Source organism: Thalassotalea sp. ND16A (assembly GCF_000764205.1).
Taxonomy (GTDB): Bacteria; Pseudomonadota; Gammaproteobacteria; order Enterobacterales; family Alteromonadaceae; genus Thalassotalea_A.
On the sequence record NZ_JQDZ01000022.1, the window covers coordinates 57393 to 77432 of the forward strand.

The following is a 20040-nucleotide window of genomic DNA, read 5'->3' on the forward strand; positions in this document are numbered from 1 at the left end:
GTAGATGATTTGATTGGGTTGTATTGGGGAAGAAGGTGAGGCACAGAAAATTAGCCAGCGGCTAACAAAATTTTTCAATTGTAATGAGCTAAAGTTAAATCCATTTTCCATCGTCCATTAATGAGTGCCAATATCACGTCAATAAACCTTACTCAACAGACATTACCCCAAGTTAATTCCTAGTTTAGCACTCTAAAGTATCTTAAATTTCTTGAATAAAGATAAAAAATTACGGTTTTTTGATCTCAAACTGTCTATATAGGAGCGATACGGTTAATTAGAAAAATTACATGAGCCAGATAAACCAATAATTAATAAAGCATCAAAAATTGAAGCCAAGCAGAACTTTATAAGTGAGCAGTTACTATGAAAAAAACAACATTAATTAGTCACCCCCTTCTATTAATGGCCAGCTTTGCCAGTCAGGCTGGTAAAGCTGAATATTTCAACAAGCTCGATGTGGATCAGGACCATTACTTAAATTTGATTGAGTTTAAAGTGCATTTGAACAAGCATTTTGTGAGAAAGAATATTACCGATAATAAAAAGCAAAACAAAATGCTCAATAATAGCTTTAAGCGCAGGGATAGAAACGCTGACGGTAAAATAAGTTTGCAAGAGTTTTTTGAGTCACGAAAAAAAACAAACACTAAAGCTAAGACAAAAAACAGTAATGACTAAGCATCTCTATATTTGAACGTTTCCCAACCGTGTTGATTCTTGGCAGTGTGTAGAAGGCTGCCTTGAGTCAACCACCCAGGCTAATTCAAGTTAAAGCCATCCATCATGGGGAATTTAAAAATAGTAAAGTTTTTTTACTCAAATACTTTTTAAAAGTATTGATGATCTGGAATAAAAACCAAAAAGCGACAATCGATTAAAAAGCAATAAATAATAAACCTAAGACTTAAGAGGAATGATTCAATGATGGGATTTAAGTTAAAAAAACAATTATATTATCGTATGCAATCTAGTGCCGCTATGTGTGCGCTGTTATTGGCAGTATTTTTTTCTGGAGTTGCTGATGCGGCCACCATTACTGTTAACGCAAGCATTGGCTTTGACAAAGATGCCTATAGCGATGCTGGTAACCCAGATACTGATTTTTCTTCCAGTGAATACTTATTCATCAAAAATGTAAGCAGTTCTACGGCTAAAGTTACTTACGTGCAGTTTAAGGTTCCTACCGGCTTTAGTCCCAGTGACGATACGAAAGTTGAGCTGGTACTTTCAGCTCGAAAAATTGCAGGTGACACCACTGTCGAAATCAGAGATACAACCAATGCCACCTGGAATGAAACCTTGGTTAACGATAGTACTTCCCCTAGCGTTAGCCATACAGGAGGGGTGCTTAAATCATTCGATGTTACTACCCTGGCGCAAGTTTCAGATAGTAATCAAGGTGTGTTGTACACCTTAGATATTACCGAACTAATAACCTCCGCGGGGGATTACAGCTTTGCTTTAACCATTACCGCCAACGGCAATAGGGTAGATTTTTTCAGCCGTGATGCTCAACTAGCCGGTAATCAGCCAAAAATTAACATTACCAATGCTGGTACTAAAGGCTTTAGCGTTAGTCCAAGTTATTTTATCGTGAACGGTGATGAAAATGGTAGTAAAGCAAGCAGAAGACAAATCATCACCATTACTAATGAAGGGTCATACGATTTTACCTATAAAGGTAATGACAATTATGGCGACCCTTCTGAGAAGCTATATGAAGAATATAATAAAAGCACTAGCACCTGTAGTAACAACACTGTGTTAACAACTGGCGCATCCTGTTCCTTTACTTTGACCCAGCAACTTACTGCTGTGACTAGACCAACCCATGATGTTTATAGAATAAAGTATAAATACCCAGACCTTGATAACGTTGTTCGTAAACTCCCGATTTTTATCAAGGATATTAGTGCAGAGCTATTAGACGAACAAGGCGAGCGTAGAATTGCACCAGTATTGAAGAATTTTAGAATCACAGATACTGGGACCGACACTACAATTACGGCTTTGCCTATACCCGGCACCGATTACGATGCCAAATTTGACGTTGATGGCTATCATGATGCCTATCGAGCTGTGATCGCATTCTTCGATTGTGCTGACACTGCCGTTGAGAGTTGTGCTGCTGGCTTTGGCAGCAACATTGGTTGGGTTGAAGCAACATCGGGTACGGTAAGTACCGGCGAAACCAGTTATTTCACCGAAGATAGTTCTGCGACTGAGTTTATTGGCACTATTACTATGCCAGTTTACAGCAACAATCTCGTGGCTCGAGTGTATTACCGCTCTGATGTTGATGAAGATATGAAACACAGCTTTATCTCAATCATTGCCGCTGGCGGACAAGACCTATCGCTTGCCGATGGCTTAGGTCGAAAAATTATCATTGAAGCAGCACAATAAAGGAAAATCTCGATGAAGTTAATGAATAAAATTGCTACGTTTATGGCACTCAGCTACACAACCTTATTAACCCCAGCATTGGCAACATTAGACGTCAGTCAAGAGCAAGTCTATTTTGCTCTGCAAGACGAGAATAATATCACTGTAAAAAATGCCACTGTGACAATCGTTAATAATTATGCGACACCCGTAGACTTAACTGGTCAGGTTGCGGTAGTCAGAGACGATAATACTACAGATAACATTACTTATGTTGATAGTACTTGTCAGACAAGTGTCGCAGCTGGCGGCGAATGCTATGTAACCTTTACCTACAATCAGTTAGAACCTGACTTTCAGGGTATATTGCTGGAGGTAAATGATGCAAGTGCTGGCACAAAATCACCTATTTTCGTAAGTAATTACTTTGAACAATCAACGGCCGATGAAGCTGCTCGCCGGATTAGCCCGTTAGTCGAAAGTGTGCAAGTATTTGCCAGTACTGATACAGGCTTCACGGAACCACTAACAGGTGCCTTAGCAGCAGGTGACTATAAAATACGTTGGACAGTTCTGGCCTATGAAGACCTAAAAAGCACTGTAGTAATAGACAATTGTGGTTTATTGACCGCTCCCAATTCGGCCTGTGCAATAGCGGAAGATAACAACCTAGATGAAGTTGCCAATTCGACGGAGTTAGCCAGCACCTTGCTGACGACTCACAGCTTTACCGATTATCAATATCAAGGTGAAACGACCTCTCATTTGCAATTTACTAGTGCTGATTTAACTATCCCTTCTTATGGTGACGGAGCACATTTATTAGCATTACGTTTTTATAGTACCAGCTTAGTAGATACCAATGATGGTTTATCTAAAAGGATTAGTACTATCCTTGCTGGCTCCTTGAACTTCATGGGCCAGGGGGATGCCGGATATTATTTCACTGATGGTCGCCGTTTGACCGTTGAAACTCCATAGCAATAACAGGACATGATTATGAAAAATACAAAATTACCTTTGATATTCACCGTGATGTTATTGACAGCATGTGATGGTGAGAGTCAAATAGAACCAAACGAAGAAATACCGCAGGAGACGGTCAGTCCTGTGGAAGGAGTTACCCCGGCAATCACTAGCGATACTACTGAAGCGAGCGAGCGAGGTGAGTATGCGGTTATTGATCCCGGAATGACTGTTCCTGGGAGTTTAAAAATAACCAAAAAAGGTAGCGATATCAAGTTGAATTGGGGCTATATCCCACAAGCTACCGCATATAATGTTTATTACAACGAGGGTGAGGACGTCAATCAAAGTGGGGTGTTATTTACTACCAGCCAGACCCGTTTTACTCATCAGGGATTAAGTGAGTCATTGCACAGCTATAAAGTACAAGCTGTGTATCAAAACGGCCAGGTATTAAGTAATTTATCCGCCAAATTACAAGCCGATTTAGCCAAACAAGTTAAATTAGAAGATTAAGGGGTGAAAAAATGAAGATCAAACATTTGAGCAGTGCGAACGAAACAGGACAACTAAAGCAGGAAACTCGTCGAAATTTTATCAAGAAATACGGTAAACTGGCTATAGTAACGCCAGTCGCCGTGACTACTTTAATGGCCCCGAAAACCTCTAAAGCAATGAACTCGGATACTGGCCCCGGCGACATTATTTAGACAAACTAAAGTCCTTGTTTCTAGGTGACACAGTATAATTTTAAGGGATAGTTAGCGCCATCCCTTTTTTATTGCATTGAGTTTTTGACTTTAAAGTGTGGGGGAAAGTTGATTTATTAATAAGTACATATAAATAATTAAACTTAATTACAGTTCAATGGCCCTATGGCATTCGTGGTGTATATCGCTTCTCGAAGATCTTCAGACTACGTCAAGATCGTACTCAAATCCCCCCAGTTTCTTCGTTAAGAAACAGAGATATTTTCTAGCGTCTTTATCGTTTGTTCTTCGTTTATCGCTTGGTAAATATTCATTAAGTCCGCGGTCACTGCTTTGTAGTTTGTCAAGGCACAAACTTAAGTGAGTTAGGTGCCATGTGAACTATATACAGCTGAATATTAATATTTTCGATGGCATTATGAAAGCCCTTCAAGTCTCAGCACAAGCAATGAAATATCTTTGACACCACGATTATGGAGTTCGGCCAGAACCTAGTGTCTTCGTTCTCAGGCAGCCACTTACCAAGAGTTCTCACCAAGTTTCAGGTAGATGGCTTTATTGATGATCTGGTTGTTTTCATGAATTTTAAGGCGAATGTAATATAAAATATACGATATGATAAGCTGACACGATTGGCCTAGATGCCATTAAGTTACTTCATCCATAGCTGAATTGGTTACAGGAGAAATAAGGAGACATGTCATCTAAGGTTTTGACAATATTCCAGGTGGTCATGCTTTTGGGATACTACTAGAGAATTTTATTGTCCATGCAGGTTAATCTAGTTTGTTTTTTTGCTATTTGAGGCTCGAAATTTCTGTTTTGTTAAAGAGATGTATATGGTTCAACCTGATCATCGTCAGTATGAACTTGCTTGCTGGTATAGCCGTTACGGTTGTTCCTTTATCGGCTTTTTCATGTTTAGATAACCAAGGTGGTCGTCAAGTTCAGCGTTTAACGCGGCTTCAACAGTCACCTTGGTTTTGAAATCATTTAGGTCAGATTCAGGTTTTATGTTTCTTTCGGCTTTCTTTGTAAAAGCTTCGAGTTGTTTTGTATTCATACTTACTTTCCATTAACTCATTAAAGAGTTGCGGTGTAAGGCAGTTATACAAAACTATTTACAACCTCTTCAGCTTATTTAAATGACCGCCACCTTGCAGTTGTAAGAGTCAATAACAGTAATAAACACCCCATTGAACCACCATTTTCGGCTGGTTCATTGAACGCGTCATCTTCATCAATAATACCATCACCGTCATCATCGACATCTTCGTTGTTGCCAATACCGTCACCATCAGTATCTAATGACTCTGTCGAATCAAAAGGGAAGGCGTCATTAGCATCAAGCACGTCATCATTGTCATCATCTTCATCAAAGAAGTTAGCGATACCGTCGTTATCAAAGTCCGGTAATGCCGAATCTTGTGGTAAAGGTATGTGGACACATTCAGTGCTTGGTTGCCCTTGTGTTGCTTGCACCGGCACATTTAATTGCAAATAAGAATTCGCCGGTACCGTCATTGTCCAACAAGATACATCGTCAAAGGAAATACCGGTTAACTCGCCTTCTACAGATTCTGTCCAGAGGGCTTGCTCACCACTACCAAGCGAAGAATAATCACCCTGCAAATTAATTGTGGTCACTTTTGCCGACGTATCACCATTGGTGATGTTAATCTTTAAATGGTCATTATCGATAAAGCTGACAGTTTTAATCGCTAAATCATCCGAGCTGGAGTCAACAACATTGCCTGTAGCGTTGCTGGTAAATTGCTTAGTGGCACTAAAACGATAGGCACGTTTGCCACCGTTATACCAGACTAGGCGATTAGCGGCTTGATAAATCACTACGCGCTCAGCACCACTGCGAATTGCTGGAATAAAGTGTTCAATCCCTGTACGGGCGTTTATCATTTCATTTTCAGATACATTAAAGCGGGTCGACTCGGTAAACCATACCGGCTTACCGTTCGCCGCAGAGGTTAACTCCCCCCATTTATTATCGTAATCGTTCGGTTCAATGCGAATGTCATCATAAAAATGTGAGCCAATAACATCTAGTTGATCTCGTAAGCTTGGCGTATCGCTGATGGAGCGCTCTAAGCCCCAAAATTCGGCGCCAACACGAGAAAAGCTACTATGCTCCATTTTATCCCAAAGTTGTTGATAGTCGCTTGTTAAAGCTCTGTCTTCATTAAATGGCCCAACAAAATCGACTCTGGCATCGTTTAGCGCCATATTTTCGATATAGCTATGCAAATAACCAGAATAAGCCTCATAACTTAAGTCGTAAATATTGTCTGAACAATTACACTTAAGCGATGTATGAAACTTATCTTCACCATGCAATACCGGACTGCCATCACCACCATCGCGGTTGGCAACACTAGCAAATATTTTTAACCCCTTATCTTCTGCCTGGTCTGCCACTCGATAAACGCGCTCATAAAAAGAATCGTCAAGTGAACGGCTGGCATAGATAGGTACTCGCACCATATCCATGCCAATTTCGATAAATCGATCGAAAATTTTTCCGGTGTTGCCCTCATCTACTCCTTTTAAAGTTAACTTTATATCGGCGCCAAACTTAACTTGTTGCTTAACCAGGCTGGGGAAAATGCTAATACTGGCGCTTTCGATATCTATTGACTCTGTAGGGTTTAAAGGCAAATCGTCACTGATATCAACAACATAATTACCAGCAGTTTGACTAACGGTAAACAACTGATCATTTACAGATATCGTGGCCGTTCGGGCCTCATCGCTGGTATTTTCCGCAAACGTTAGGTTAATATTAGCGTCGGCATACCCTTGTTCGAAGTCTGCAGAAATCCAGCTTGGCAAGCCTGTTACTTGCCAATAAATGTTAGAAAAGATATCAAGTGAATAACTTTGGCCATTATCATCGAAGGTTTCTTCATCGCCAAGATTAACATATGCATTTTCGACGTTCATGTAATTGTCTGAAAACCAGTAGTTCCATTGGTCATAAGAACCAATAACATTCTCCCATTGTCCGTACTTAAGATCATGCTTGCTGTGTGTGTCGGTTACTTTATCATACCAGATCACGGATTTAGCAATGGTTCGCTCCAGTGCATTTGGAGCTGTTGGATCGTCGACCAAATTATCGCCACCGACACCCTGATACATAAATGTACCTCTGTTATGCTCACCACCGTTTTCAGTCAATATATTGTGCAATGCTTGCACTGCTTTAGGGTGTAAGTTGGTCATGGCGTCACCTGAGTCGCCCCAATGGACGATATTGGCCATGTTAGGGAAAGTGTCGATAGCCGAAGCTTGATAGGCGACTAAATCGTCGATTGCCATATCGTTGCGCATAAATTTTTCACGCTGTTCAATAGTGCGACTGTCCTGCGAAATGTTTTTCGAGAAATTTTTGTAAATATCTGTCGTATCCTGCGATGCTTTTAATTTCATGGTTTTAACCACAAAGGCAAATTCGCCAACAAGCTCATTCATCTCACTGTGGAAGGTATCACTCTCTTTAATACCGGAAAAATGAAAACCATTGCCTAAACCCGGTAGTAAAAACATCCGCTGTTTCAACCAATTGGGATAGGCAGTTGCAAATTTAGCAGGAATACCTTGTGCCCGTGTTTTAAGGTCGGCAATATTGGATAAGTGGATTTCCGTTAATGCAATACCACCAATACGATTGCGTTCGGTGACATCAAGGGTACTTAAATAGCTGTCAAGCAACGAAAAGACGTAATCATCAGTTTTATTCGACAACCAAACCCTAGCAAACAGTAAAACCTTGATGCCTCTGGCTTCTAGCTTTTCTGTTATCAAAGTCAGTTCACTGTGATAATTCCCCATTTCATCAGTGGTACTGCCATCGTCGTTCTCATCAACAAAACGGTCTTCTCTGTCAATACGAAAAGCAACAGCCTCTACGCCTTTCTTCTTCAGCTGGGTTGCTAAACGATCCCATGACAGGTAATTACCATTGCTATCGACAGGGCGGGTCAATCGGCTATAAACCTGGCCGTGATGTTCACCACCTCTAGGAGGTAATTGTTGTAGCCATTTTATGCCTTTTAAGCTGCCAAGTTCGCTACTCTTTGCCATTCCTGTCAGCGAAAATGAAAGTAACATTAAAAATATTTTTTTGTTCATGTAGACCCTAAACATATAATTTATTGAATTTGCCTTGTTATTTATTTAATTTGGCATTTGATACTCTGTTGTGTAGCGTAACTGAAAGAGCACGATACGGTTAATAGACACCTTAAATGTAAGGAAACCGTAAAATAATTGACAATTGAAATGCGTTGGTGATCTAATACCAATTCATTAATGGAACGGGTGATAACAGTATGCTAGTTGAGCGATTATTATTGTTGTTGTTCTATTTCGGTTAAAAAGTTATCCCTTCAAACCAGATAATCTTGGTTTTATGTATCAACAGTTAGACTTCGTTTTTCTATTTCGTCTTTGAAATGGTTTTCAAAAAAACAACCCAAGAATTGAGCTATTCGATACTTTATTGCTTTAAGCACACATCCCCTGTTCTTACTTGCCACTGAATTAGTTCATTTCGCATCAGCATTAACGTACCGGAAAACTCTGGCTGTATTGATAAATTATTGACTTCTTCTGGGTCGAGCAAGGTATCGTAAAGCTCTTTTGTAGGGGGGTGCGAAGATTTTACTTGCGCTGGTATTAGCTTACCTTGGCTATGTAAATGCTGAATTAAGGTTCGAACCCGGTATTGCAATCTTTTAAAGAGATAACCGTTTGCTTCTAGATGTTCTGTTCATTTTATTTATTACAGACTTAATGAGTTTTGTCATAAAGCCATGTTATTTCAACGGGGATTAATCTTCATAGGGAAAGGACAGTTGGGAATAAGAAAGTCGTAACGAATAGTTAAATTTGTTTTTACTTGGTAAGTTATGGACAATATTTGTGGCAATAAAATTAGAATTTACGGGTTCAAGCATCAAATGTGTCTTAATTGTAGTATTTTAATATCAAGGATCCTCAATAGTGAACCACATCAAATTTTTAACCAGTACCTTTTTGCTCTTTAGTTTCAATTTTCAGCTTCAAGCCGCTGCGGAATATACCCCGCCTAATGTGGTATTAATCGTCGTAGACGATCTTGGCTGGGCAGATAATGGCATTAAAAATGGTGATGTTTTTAACACGCCTAATATCGATAGGCTAGCAGCCAGAAGTTTGTCATTCTCTAATGCATACGCGGGTGCGGCTAATTGTGCTCCTAGTAGAGCGGTGCTAATGAGCGGACAATATCCGCCTCGACATGGTATCTACACGGTTTCACCTTCTGACCGAGGACATATAAAAACCAGAAAATTGGTACCGACTAAAAATACCAAGGTTTTAAAAGATGAAATTATGACCATGGCTGAAATGTTTAAAGCCAATGGCTATACGACAGGACATTTTGGTAAGTGGCATTTAGGTGAAGACCCTAAAACGCAAGGGTTTGATCATAATGTTGGCGGTGGTCATAATGGTCATCCAAAAACGTATTTCAGTCCTTATGATTTACCTTCATTAAGCAATGGTCCCAAAGGTGAATACTTAACCAATAGGCTGACCACTGAAGTTACCTCTTGGATAACAAGAGTTAAAGATAAACCTTTTTTCACTTATCTTCCTTATTACACCGTACATACACCAATTCAGGCTATCAAAGAAGTTAAACAAAGATATATTGGTAAAAAAGGTATTAGAAATGCAACCCATGCTACCTATGCGGCCATGGTTGAAATTATGGATACTAACGTTGGCCGTATAATGCAGTCATTAAAAGATAATGGCATATATGAAAATACCCTAGTGGTATTTACCTCAGATAATGGCGGTATTCGTTCTATTTCTTATCAAGATCCACTAAGAGCAGGTAAAGGAAGCTATTATGAAGGCGGCATTAGAGTACCGTTATTAGTGTCATGGCCGAATAAAATTAAGCCAAGTGTCTCAGATGAAGCCGTTATTAATTTGGATTTCTTTCCAACATTTGAAAATATTATCAAGGCTGATAAAAAATCATCACTGTTAGATGGTATTGATTTATCAGCGCACCTTTTTAATGAATTGCCATTGCCTCAAAGGTCGTTATTTTGGCACTTTCCGGTGTATTTACAAGCATATGATATGAAAGCGGATCAAAGCCGAGACCCATTATTTAGAACACGACCAGGCTCTGCAATGAGAAAAGGTAAGTGGAAGTTACACCATTATTTTGAAGATAATAGTTATGAACTTTATGACTTAAGCAATGACTTAGGTGAACATGTTAATTTTGCTTCGGCCTACCCTGAAGTATTGCAGCAGATGAGTGCTGAATTAAATGAGTGGCGAAAGTCAGTTAATGCGCCAATACCGCAACAACTCAATAGTGAATATGATTTAGCCGTTGCAACAAAACTTTTACAGAGAAAAATAAAGAAAGTTAAAAAGCGCTAAGCAGGGATGAATTATTGGCATGAGTGATACGCTATTTACGTCGCCGTTAACTTAACCATTTTTTAATTAGTTAAAACCGTAAAAATATTTTTTTACGTTTTTTTTGTATTTGATGTGTCTGTTAATTGTACCGTGTTCGAATAACCTTTGAACAAATTTGGGGTGGTTCTGCTACACAACTCGGTATGTAAACAATTAATGTTTATGGAAAGGACTTCAATTCTATAAATAACAAGAAAATACAAAAGTTAAATAAATTCAATAAATTATATGAGAAGGGTTAACATGAACAAAAAAGCGAATAAAAAAACAATTATAATGTTACTTCCTCTGCTGCTAAGCGGCATGGCAGGTATGGCAAATAGCAACGAGATCAGCATTTTCCCCGGGCAGGTTGAACAAGAAGTTAAGTTTGGCGCCGATATAAAGTTAACTTTAAAAGGCGTGGATGAGGGCAATACCGAAAAAATTATGGATCGATTTGTCGAATTGGGCATGGATACGGTGCGGGTACCAATTTACGCTACGCGCGATATTACAGACCCTTTTTACGACCGTGTATATCGAGTTTCCGATATTGCAGAAGATAAAGGGTTAAAATTGTTTGCCAGTGTCGCTAATGGCGACGGGGATCTAAATGGTAACTTGCATGGTGAGGTTAAATTTTCGGATGATCTGAAATGTATTAGCGGTTGTAATAATAATATTTATAGACTCAATTTTGGACTTTACTCAACTTACCTTGATACCTATTTGCAAAACATGGAGCTGAATGACGCATCAGTAAGTTATTTAGGACCGTACAACGAAGACCAAGCGGATAACGATGACTATCGAAAATTATGGGATAAAATGAATAATAGTAATTATTCGCGTGTTGGCGCGGAGTTCTGGGGCTTAGAACGTTCGGTAGAGGCAACCCCCGATTTGCTTGATCAATTAGACGTTGTTGGATCTCATTTTTACGATGATATTCGTATTGCACCAGAAGACTATGATAGCACCTGGGCTGATTTAACTGATGCCGCTAGTGGAGCGCCTGTTTGGTTCACTGAATCAACTCGTTATCAAGTCGACAGCAGCGAAATGACGAATACTCGCTCGGGTATTGAACATATGATACCCGCGATCCGTGGTGGTGCTGAACGAGTATTTATTTATCAAACAGTAAACCGTCTGTTTTGGTATAACGGTGGCAAGCGTGCTTATCGTTTTAGTGCCACTAAACAATTTACCAGCAACGCTACAGGCAATGTTGTTGACTCCAGCTCGGATGATTTAGCGATTAAAACTGTCAGCTTTATCGATAATAACCAATTAAAGATTAACATCACTAATGGTGATACGTCGGCAAAAGTGACCACGATATATTTGGAAGGTGATTATTCTGCGTCTGGTAGTGGTGAGCAAGCTCTTTGGACAGAGTCAGTTGAAGGCGAGTTAACCAATATCACCTTTAATGGTGGTTCTTGTTGGACAATGACGATACCGGCCAATTCTTATTTGCAATTAAATGTTCCGGTTCAATCAGGACAAACAAGTCAGACATGTGAACAAATATAATGGAATAGATACTCCTGCAAATAGATATAGTTGCCACGGAGTTTGATGAAGACTATCTGATTACGACTAAACACGAATCTAGTTTGACATTAGTTTCGTATTCATCAACTAAGTTAGTGTGGTTTACCAAGTTGGTTAGTTATGGCAGTGTCAGTAAACTCATATATTCATATTGGTTTGCTCATTGCCAGACAATCAATCACAGTTCAACTCAATCATTAAAAGCAGTAAGCCTTCGCTTGCTGCTTTTTTGTTTGCCCAGCAAAGCTGGCAAACCCGACAGACTGAAAGAAGTCTATATCACCCTGACTGAGGGGAAGATAATCCGAATGGCAAGGGCGTCACTGGCCAACGGTGGGGTCTGAAGGAAGCCATAGGAAGATAGATGTACACAACTAACCGTAACCTGTTTCGGCGACATAGGTGGGTAAGCGTCCGAAATAGCGCGAAGCCCAATACTTAGTCAGACCTATGCTGTGCTTGAGGGTGGCATATCTATCAGGGAGTCAGTGCAATAACTGGGGAAGCCTGGCATCGTATCCAAGCTAAATAGTTGGACATATTATTCAAGAGGTGACTCAAGAATAATATGGGTGTGAGGTGGCAGATGAACCCGTAGTAGTGAGTAAGGCTAGGCCGATGAAAGCCAGTAATGGTGCGGAGGGGAAAACCAAGCCGACCATCAGCAATAAGTTTGATGGAGGTGATATGTGTCAAAAGCCATATTATCTGCGAAGGGGGGAAGCATGCTTTAAGATTGTAATGAGTAATAGATTTTTTTTTTCATGGATACACAAGCTGTCTGATCAACAGGAGACGTTGAGCTGATGCGTTAGGAATAACGTAATTTGATGAAACTGCTCGTATATGGGAAGTAATTGTAGATAAATTTGGTAGATTGCCCTAGTGCTAGAACGCCATTTCCTGCAATGAATGTTACCACCATGATGGAATGAAATTACGCCCATACAACGCACAATAGCTCAATCATTGTGCCACGAACTTGTGATATGAAGTATGCATGAGCCGTATACGAGGTCCGTACGTACGGTTCTGTGAGAGGGATGAGGCATGAGCCTCACCCTACTCGATGTTTGTCCTGCAAAGCTGGCAAACTCGGCAGGTTGAAAGAAATTTGTATCAACCTGACTAAGGGGGAGAAAATCTTAATGGCAAGGGGGGGACTGGCTAACTGTGATGTCTGAAAGAAGCCTTAGGAGGTACAAATCCGGATTGGTGATTAACCCGAGGTAGTGACTAGGGCCAAGCCTGAAAAAGTCAGTTCATGCGCCAATCCCTCAACAAATAAATGCTGAATATGATGTAGACGTTGAAACAAAGATATTACAGATAGAGGCATGAGTAATACGTTATTTACATCGCCGTTAACTTAACCATTTTTTAATTAGTTTAAACCGTGAAAATATTTTTTTACGGTTTTTTTGCATTTGATGTGTCTATTAATTGTGCTGAATTTGATTGTTTTTTGTGTGGCGTTGGTACGTGACTAGGTACGTAAACAATCAAGTTTTTTGAAAGGACTTCAAATACATAATAGTGAAAACTAAATAAATTATATGATGAGGTTGAAGATGAACAAAAAAAAATTTTTAATGTTACTTCCATTGGCGCTAAGCGGCGTGGTAGGCATGGCAAATAGTAGTGAGATTAGTATTTTCCCAGGTCAGGCTGAACAAGAAGTTAAGTTTGGCGCTGATATAAAGTTAACTTTAAAGAGGGTGGATGAGGGCAATACCGGAAGAATTATGGACCCCTCAACAAATAAATGCTGAATATGATGTAGACGTTGAAACAAAGATATTACAGATAGAGGCATGAGTAATACGTTATTTACATCGCCGTTAACTTAACCATTTTTTAATTAGTTTAAACCGTGAAAATATTTTTTTACGGTTTTTTTGCATTTGATGTGTCTATTAATTGTGCTGAATTTGATTGTTTTTTGTGTGGCGTTGGTACGTGACTAGGTACGTAAACAATCAAGTTTTTTGAAAGGACTTCAAATACATAATAGTGAAAACTAAATAAATTATATGATGAGGTTGAAGATGAACAAAAAAAATTTTTTAATGTTACTTCCATTGGCGCTAAGCGGCGTGGTAGGCATGGCAAATAGTAGTGAGATTAGTATTTTCCCAGGTCAGGCTGAACAAGAAGTTAAGTTTGGCGCTGATATAAAGTTAACTTTAAAGAGGGTGGATGAGGGCAATACCGGAAGAATTATGGACCGATTCATCGAAATGGGTATAGATATGGTGCGGGTGCCAATTTACGCTACGCGCGATATTACAGACCCTTTTTACGACCGCGTATATCGAGTTGCCGATATTGCAGAAGATAAAGGGTTAACATTGTTTGCCAGTGTCGCTAATGGCGACGGGGATCTAAACGGTAACTTACATGGTGAGGTTAAATTTTCGGATGATCTGAAATGTAATAGTGGTTGTAATAATAATATTTATAGACTCAATTTTGTACTTTACTCAACTTACCTCGATACCTATTTGCAAAACATGGAGCTGAATGACGCAGCGGTAAGTTATTTAGGACCGTACAACGAAGACCAAGCGGATAATGATGACTATCGAAAATTATGGGATAAAATGGATCATAGTAATTATTCGCGTGTTGGCGCGGAGTTTTGGGGCTTAGAGCGTTCGGTAGAGGCAACACCCGATTTGCTTGACCAAATAGACGTTGTTGGATCTCATTTTTACGACGATATTCGTATTGCACCTGAAGACTATGATAGCACCTGGGCTGATTTAACTGATGCCGCAAGTGGAGCGCCGGTTTGGTTTACCGAATCAACTCGTTATCAAGTCGACAGCAGCGAAATGACGAATACTCGCTCGGGTATTGAACATATGATTCCCGCGATCCGTGGTGGTGCCGAACGGGTATTTATTTATCAAACGGCCAACCGTCTGGTTTGGTATAACGGTGGCAAACGTGCCTATCGTTTTAGTGCCACTAAGCAATTTACCAGCAACGCTACAGGCAATGTTGTTGACTCCAGCTCGGATGATTTAGCGATTAAAACTGTCAGCTTTATCGATAATGACCATTTAAAGATTAACATCACCAATGGTGATACGTCGGCAAAAGTGACCACAATTAATTTGCAGGGTGATTATTCTTCGCTTGGTAGTGGTGAGCAAGCCCTCTGGACAGAATCTGTAGAAGGCGAGTTAACCGGTATTTCCTTTGACGATGTATCTTGTTGGACAATGACGGTACCGGCGAATTCTTATTTGCAATTAAATGTGCCGGTGCAAGCAACACAAGGGCAACCAAGCACTGAATGTGTCCACATACCTTTACCACAAGATTCGGCATTACCGGACTTTGATAACGACGGTATCGCTAACTTCTTTGATGAAGATGATGACAATGATGACGTGCTTGATGCTAATGACGCCTTCCCTTTTGATTCGACTGAGTCATTAGATACCGATGGTGATGGTATTGGCAACAACGCAGATGTTGATGATGATGGCGACTCGGTTCTTGATACTGATGACGCTTTTCCTTTAGACTCAACAGAATCAATTGATACTGATGGCGATGGTATTGGCAATAGCGCCGATACAGATGATGACAATGATGGCGTTGACGATGCTGTTGACTATTTACCACTAGATGCAGAGGTTGGCGTATTGGGTGACTTAGATGGTGATCACGACATAGATGCTATGGACATTCAAGCCTTCTTGCGTGCCAGTCTCAATGGCGCTTTACACTCTGTCTATGATTTAAATAATGATGGTCAAGCTGATCACCTAGATATTCCCTCTTTAGTAAGGTTATGTACTAATGAAAATTGTGGAGTTAACGAATGAAAATAATATTGAACTATGTATTCTATTATCATCAACGTTGTAAATAGCTTGGAGTGCCAATGTAGAACTCATTAATACTGAAAATGACCAGCTGAGATACCTATTGGGTGATACGGTTTTAACCTAAGTTATAGTTAACAATGCAAACCCGGATATAACTTGGTTAGATTTAGAATTTGATTTATCAAGCTTTTCGTTTATCTGTTCAACTTTAAGATTCAGTAAATGACAATAGCGGGATTACAGAGGCTTTTGACGACTTTGGTCCACTAACCATTATGACTGAGTTCGATGATTTCTGGTTTGACAATTTTGTAGCTCGTTTCGATATGTTTATAACACAACAGCGGCAAGAAATCTTGATTATTTGGATGTACAGGTCATCTTCTTTGATTAAATTTCACCGCAAGTTGTAGCTGAGCTGGTACCAATCGTATTATTGTTAACTTGTATATATTGGATAACTCATTGCTACGCAATAAGTCATATTCACTCTAATTGATTAAAAGCAGTAAGCCTTCGCTTGCTGCTTTTTTTAAATTCGCTTACACCAACGCTTTGTTTGGTAAATAGGTAAATCTTTTAGGCTTTGTTTACGCCAATTGTTAATAGCTAAAGTTATTGTTTTTGTATTAAGTTTTTATTAAACAATGCAGGAGCACATTATCCTGATGCTTGTAAAGCCCTATGGATGGGGAACTCGTCTTGTTTGCACAACAATACTTAGAGCCAACAGAGCCCTTTATTTGATCATCAATACCAACGTTTATTTATTCCTCCACTTTTATCGAAACCTTTTAATTTACGGTTTTTGCAGCATAAGTTGTCTTTAATAATATCATTGTTTTTTTTCGTTGAGAGGCGATTAATTCCATTTTACATAGGTATATTAATTCATGTTTAATTTGTACAGACACTTAACATTTACGGCTTATTTGGCCGTATTTGCTTCATTATTTTCAATATCAACCAACGCAGAGGAGTGGAGTGATCCCGAAGTATTCCGGATCAATAAAGAACCCGCGAGAAGTTTTTTCTATTCGTATACCAACCCAGAACAAATATACTCACTTGAGCCTTGGTCAAGCGAAAACCATCAATTACTTAATGGCAAGTGGAAGTTCAAATGGGTAGAAACACCTTTAAAAAAGCCTAAAAATTTCTTTGCGTTAGGTTTTGATGACTCTCGCTGGGACGAAATTTCAGTGCCTGGAAACTGGGAAATTAATGGTTACGGCACACCTTTTTATCACGCTCACCATTGCTTCAAACCCAAAGCAAAACCACCAGAAATGCCTATTTATTACAATCCAGTCGGTTCTTATCGACAAAAAGTCACAATACCTGAAGAGTGGGATGGTAGACAGATTTATATTCATTTTGGTGCGGTAAAGTCTGCTTTTTATATTTGGGTAAATGGTAAAAAAGTAGGTTACTCTCAGGACTCTAAAACGGCAGCAGAATTTGATATTACTCAATACGTTACTGCGGGAGAAAATGAAGTTGCGCTGGAGGTTTATCGATATTCAGATGGATCTTATTTTGAGTGTCAGGATATGTGGCGACTAAGTGGTATCGAACGCGATGTCTACTTATATACTACGCCTAAAGTGCATGTGCGTGATTACCATGCCTATACAACACTGACCGATAACTACACCAATGGTTTATTAGAGTTTAAAGCGATTATTGAAAATAAGGGCAATAAACCATCCAATTCGTACAGACTAAACGTCATTTTGTCAGATCAGAACAATAATCAGCTTTTTGAAAAACTTTTTGATGTTGCTAGGGTAGACAGTAACAAAAACACGCAAGTGTCATTTAGCCAAAAAATAGATGCACCTAGGTTATGGAGTGCTGAATCACCAAGTTTATATAATCTGCAATTAACCTTAATTGATAGTAACGACCAGGCGATTGAACATATCGGTCGTAAGATTGGTTTTAGATCGACCGAACTAAAAAATGGAAATATTTTAGTTAATGGTAAAGCCATATATTTCAAAGGGGTGAATCGCCACGAACATGATCCAGTTTCAGGGCATGTTATCTCACGTGAGTCTATGCTTAAAGATGTACAAATGATGAAAGAATTTAACATCAATGCTATTCGTATGTCTCATTATCCAAGCGATCCTTATATATACCACTTAGCCGATAAATATGGTTTGTATGTGATGGATGAAGCAAACATTGAATCTCACGGTATTGGTGCAGCAAACCAAGGCGGCAGTTATAATCCAGCTAATCATTTAGTTAATAAGAAAAGTTGGCAAGCAGCTTATATTGATCGTATTTCAAACATGTACGAACGAAGTAAAAATAACCCATCAGTTGTTATTCGTTCTTTGGGCAATGAGTCTGGCGATGGTATCAATTTAGAAGTAAGTTACGACTGGTTAAAGAATAAAGAGCCAAACACTCCAGTAATGTCAGAACAAGCGCAATTACGTAGACATACTGATGCTTATGGGCAAATGTACGGCACAATTCCCGCTATTCAACGTTATGCAACCGCTGAACATGATCCAACACGTCCTGTAATTTTAATTGAATATGAACATGCCATGGGGAATTCACTTGGTAACTTTAAAGAGTATTGGCAAACGTTTGAAAAGTACGATGCACTGCAAGGTGGCTTTATCTGGGACTGGGTGGATCAAACTTTCGCGATGAAAACTCTAGAGGGTACTCCATATTGGGCCTATGGCGGCGACCTTGAACCTGCTGCTACCGATACCTCGATGAGTTTTAGTGCCAATGGCCTGGTTTATGCCGACCGCACACCTTATCCCTATTTATGGGAAGTGAAAAAAGTCCATCAAAATGTCGGCTTTGAAGCACAAGATATCAAAAATGGCGTAGTAAACATCACCAACAAAAACTTTTTTATTAGTTTAGAGGGTAAAAGCTTATCTTGGAATATCACGGCAAACGGCGTGATAATAAAACAAGGTCTGCCGATTAAGTTAACTGCTAATCCGCAAGGTTCTGAGCTGGTACAGCTTGATTATCAAGTAGATTTTAAATCAGGGGTTGAGTACTTTCTTAACTTGGAAGTTAAAAATAAGCATGCCAATGGTGTATTACCTTCTGAGCACGTGGTCGCATGGTCACAACTGACATTTCCTTATCAGAAAGCTAGTTCGAAAAAAGCATCAAAGAAAACATTGTCGACTTTCGATAAATCTACAGAGATTAAATTTTCAGGCAGCAACTTCAGCGCGAAAATTGATAAAAAGACAGGTTTATTTAGTTCTTTGATTTTCAATAAAAAAGAATTGCTTAAAGCGTCGCCACGTCCTAGCTTTTGGCGTGCGCCAACGGATAATGATTTACCGATTAAAGACTTTAACTCAGGATTTTCAGCATGGCAAAAAGCCGGTAAAAATATGGCTCTAACGAGTTTGTCTATTACCAAAGTGTCTAAGTATCAAACCCAGGTCGAAATTGAACATGCCTTAAAGTCAATCGGCAGTCGATATTTCACTACCTATAACATCTTTGGCAACGGTGAAATTAAAGTGGATGTATATTTTTATGCAGCACCGCATAAACGACAATCAAGTTTGCCGAGAATTGGCACGTTATTTCAACTCGACAAGCAGTTTAGTAATGTCACTTGGTTTGGTCGTGGTCCACACGAGAACTATTGGGATAGAAAAGATTCTGCCCATGTTGGTTTATATAACAATGTAGTAGAAGGCTTGTATGTTCCTTATGTTCGTCCACAAGAGAATGGCTTTCGAACTGATGTGCGTTATGTGGCTTTTCATAACGAAGACGGTAACGGTATTGTGTTTGAAGGTGAACCCTTGCTTGGTTTTGGTGCACAATACTACTCAACCGATGACTATGATTCAAATAAAAATGACGTCACCAGTCGGGAAATGCACCCTCATAACTTGACTAAGAAAGATAAAATTTTTGTCAATATTGATTACCGCCAACGTGGTGTTGGTGGCACCAATAGTTGGGGGGCAAAACCATTGTTCGACTATACGTTACCATGGCTTGACTACAAGTATTCGTACACGATTAAGCCATTTGCAGCCAGTAAATAGCACAACAGGGCG

Annotated in this window: 12 protein-coding genes; 10 read left to right on the forward strand and 2 right to left on the reverse strand. The window is 39.4% G+C overall.

Features of this window, described 5'->3' with window-relative positions; all coding sequences use genetic code 11:
* The first annotated feature begins 366 nt into the window (after positions 1–366).
* From ND16A_RS14695 to ND16A_RS14675, 5 genes are all read left to right on the forward strand, one after another.
* Positions 367–681 carry a hypothetical protein gene (locus ND16A_RS14695; protein ID WP_033076482.1) on the forward strand — a complete coding sequence of 105 codons (315 nt, stop codon included), beginning with the start codon at positions 367–369 and terminating at the stop codon, positions 679–681.
* Positions 682–924: 243 nt separating this feature from the next.
* The gene (locus ND16A_RS14690) at positions 925–2409 is read left to right on the forward strand and encodes a CBM96 family carbohydrate-binding protein (RefSeq protein ID WP_033076483.1); all 1485 of its coding nucleotides are present in this window, start codon (positions 925–927) and stop codon (positions 2407–2409) included.
* A gap of 12 nt (positions 2410–2421) precedes the next feature.
* Entirely contained in the window at positions 2422–3369 is a 948-nt protein-coding gene (locus ND16A_RS14685) for a hypothetical protein (RefSeq protein WP_033076484.1), read from the forward strand.
* Positions 3370–3387: 18 nt separating this feature from the next.
* Positions 3388–3870: a hypothetical protein gene (locus ND16A_RS14680; protein ID WP_033076485.1), complete on the forward strand. Its 483-nt coding sequence runs from the start codon at positions 3388–3390 to the stop codon at positions 3868–3870.
* An 11-nt stretch (positions 3871–3881) separates the two neighbouring features.
* Entirely contained in the window at positions 3882–4064 is a 183-nt protein-coding gene (locus tag ND16A_RS14675) for a hypothetical protein (protein ID WP_033076486.1), read from the forward strand.
* Positions 4065–4953: 889 nt separating this feature from the next.
* Here ND16A_RS14675 and ND16A_RS21230 read toward each other — a convergent pair.
* Both ND16A_RS21230 and ND16A_RS20950 read right to left on the reverse strand, forming a co-directional pair.
* On the reverse strand, positions 4954–5127 hold the full coding sequence (locus ND16A_RS21230) for a hypothetical protein (RefSeq protein WP_160173481.1): 174 nt from the start codon (positions 5125–5127) through the stop codon (positions 4954–4956).
* Between the two features lie 74 nt (positions 5128–5201).
* Positions 5202–8213: a BACON domain-containing protein gene (locus ND16A_RS20950; RefSeq protein ID WP_033076487.1), complete on the reverse strand. Its 3012-nt coding sequence runs from the start codon at positions 8211–8213 to the stop codon at positions 5202–5204.
* Positions 8214–9176: 963 nt separating this feature from the next.
* On the opposite strand from ND16A_RS20950, the gene ND16A_RS14665 reads away from it, so the two are divergent.
* The 5 genes from ND16A_RS14665 (at position 9177) to ND16A_RS14645 (ending at position 20028) form a co-directional block, all read left to right on the forward strand.
* Complete coding sequence (locus ND16A_RS14665; RefSeq protein WP_235281976.1) at positions 9177–10535, forward strand: sulfatase; 1359 nt, start codon at positions 9177–9179, stop codon at positions 10533–10535.
* A gap of 285 nt (positions 10536–10820) precedes the next feature.
* Positions 10821–12098 (forward strand): hypothetical protein, encoded by a 1278-nt coding sequence (locus ND16A_RS14660; RefSeq protein ID WP_033076489.1) that lies wholly within the window; start codon positions 10821–10823, stop codon positions 12096–12098.
* A 1592-nt stretch (positions 12099–13690) separates the two neighbouring features.
* A complete protein-coding gene (locus ND16A_RS14655; RefSeq protein ID WP_152593798.1) occupies positions 13691–13891 on the forward strand; it encodes a hypothetical protein in 201 nt (66 codons plus the stop codon).
* A gap of 276 nt (positions 13892–14167) precedes the next feature.
* Positions 14168–15961 carry a hypothetical protein gene (locus ND16A_RS14650; RefSeq protein ID WP_033076492.1) on the forward strand — a complete coding sequence of 598 codons (1794 nt, stop codon included), beginning with the start codon at positions 14168–14170 and terminating at the stop codon, positions 15959–15961.
* Between the two features lie 896 nt (positions 15962–16857).
* Positions 16858–20028 (forward strand): glycoside hydrolase family 2 TIM barrel-domain containing protein, encoded by a 3171-nt coding sequence (locus ND16A_RS14645; protein ID WP_033076493.1) that lies wholly within the window; start codon positions 16858–16860, stop codon positions 20026–20028.
* Positions 20029–20040 lie beyond the last annotated feature (12 nt).

Bases quoted from the DNA above. Each gene is read 5' to 3' on its own strand.
- ND16A_RS14695 (WP_033076482.1), top strand. From the start codon at position 367: ATGAAAAAAACAACATTAATTAGTCACCCCCTTCTATTAATGGCCAGC.
- ND16A_RS14690 (WP_033076483.1), top strand. From the start codon at position 925: ATGATGGGATTTAAGTTAAAAAAACAATTATATTATCGTATGCAATCT.
- ND16A_RS14645 (WP_033076493.1), top strand. From the start codon at position 16,858: ATGTTTAATTTGTACAGACACTTAACATTTACGGCTTATTTGGCCGTA.
- ND16A_RS20950 (WP_033076487.1), bottom strand. From the start codon at position 8,213: ATGAACAAAAAAATATTTTTAATGTTACTTTCATTTTCGCTGACAGGA.
- ND16A_RS14650 (WP_033076492.1), top strand. From the start codon at position 14,168: ATGAACAAAAAAAATTTTTTAATGTTACTTCCATTGGCGCTAAGCGGC.
- ND16A_RS14685 (WP_033076484.1), top strand. From the start codon at position 2,422: ATGAAGTTAATGAATAAAATTGCTACGTTTATGGCACTCAGCTACACA.
- ND16A_RS21230 (WP_160173481.1), bottom strand. From the start codon at position 5,127: ATGAATACAAAACAACTCGAAGCTTTTACAAAGAAAGCCGAAAGAAAC.
- ND16A_RS14660 (WP_033076489.1), top strand. From the start codon at position 10,821: ATGAACAAAAAAGCGAATAAAAAAACAATTATAATGTTACTTCCTCTG.
- ND16A_RS14675 (WP_033076486.1), top strand. From the start codon at position 3,882: ATGAAGATCAAACATTTGAGCAGTGCGAACGAAACAGGACAACTAAAG.
- ND16A_RS14680 (WP_033076485.1), top strand. From the start codon at position 3,388: ATGAAAAATACAAAATTACCTTTGATATTCACCGTGATGTTATTGACA.
- ND16A_RS14655 (WP_152593798.1), top strand. From the start codon at position 13,691: ATGAACAAAAAAAAATTTTTAATGTTACTTCCATTGGCGCTAAGCGGC.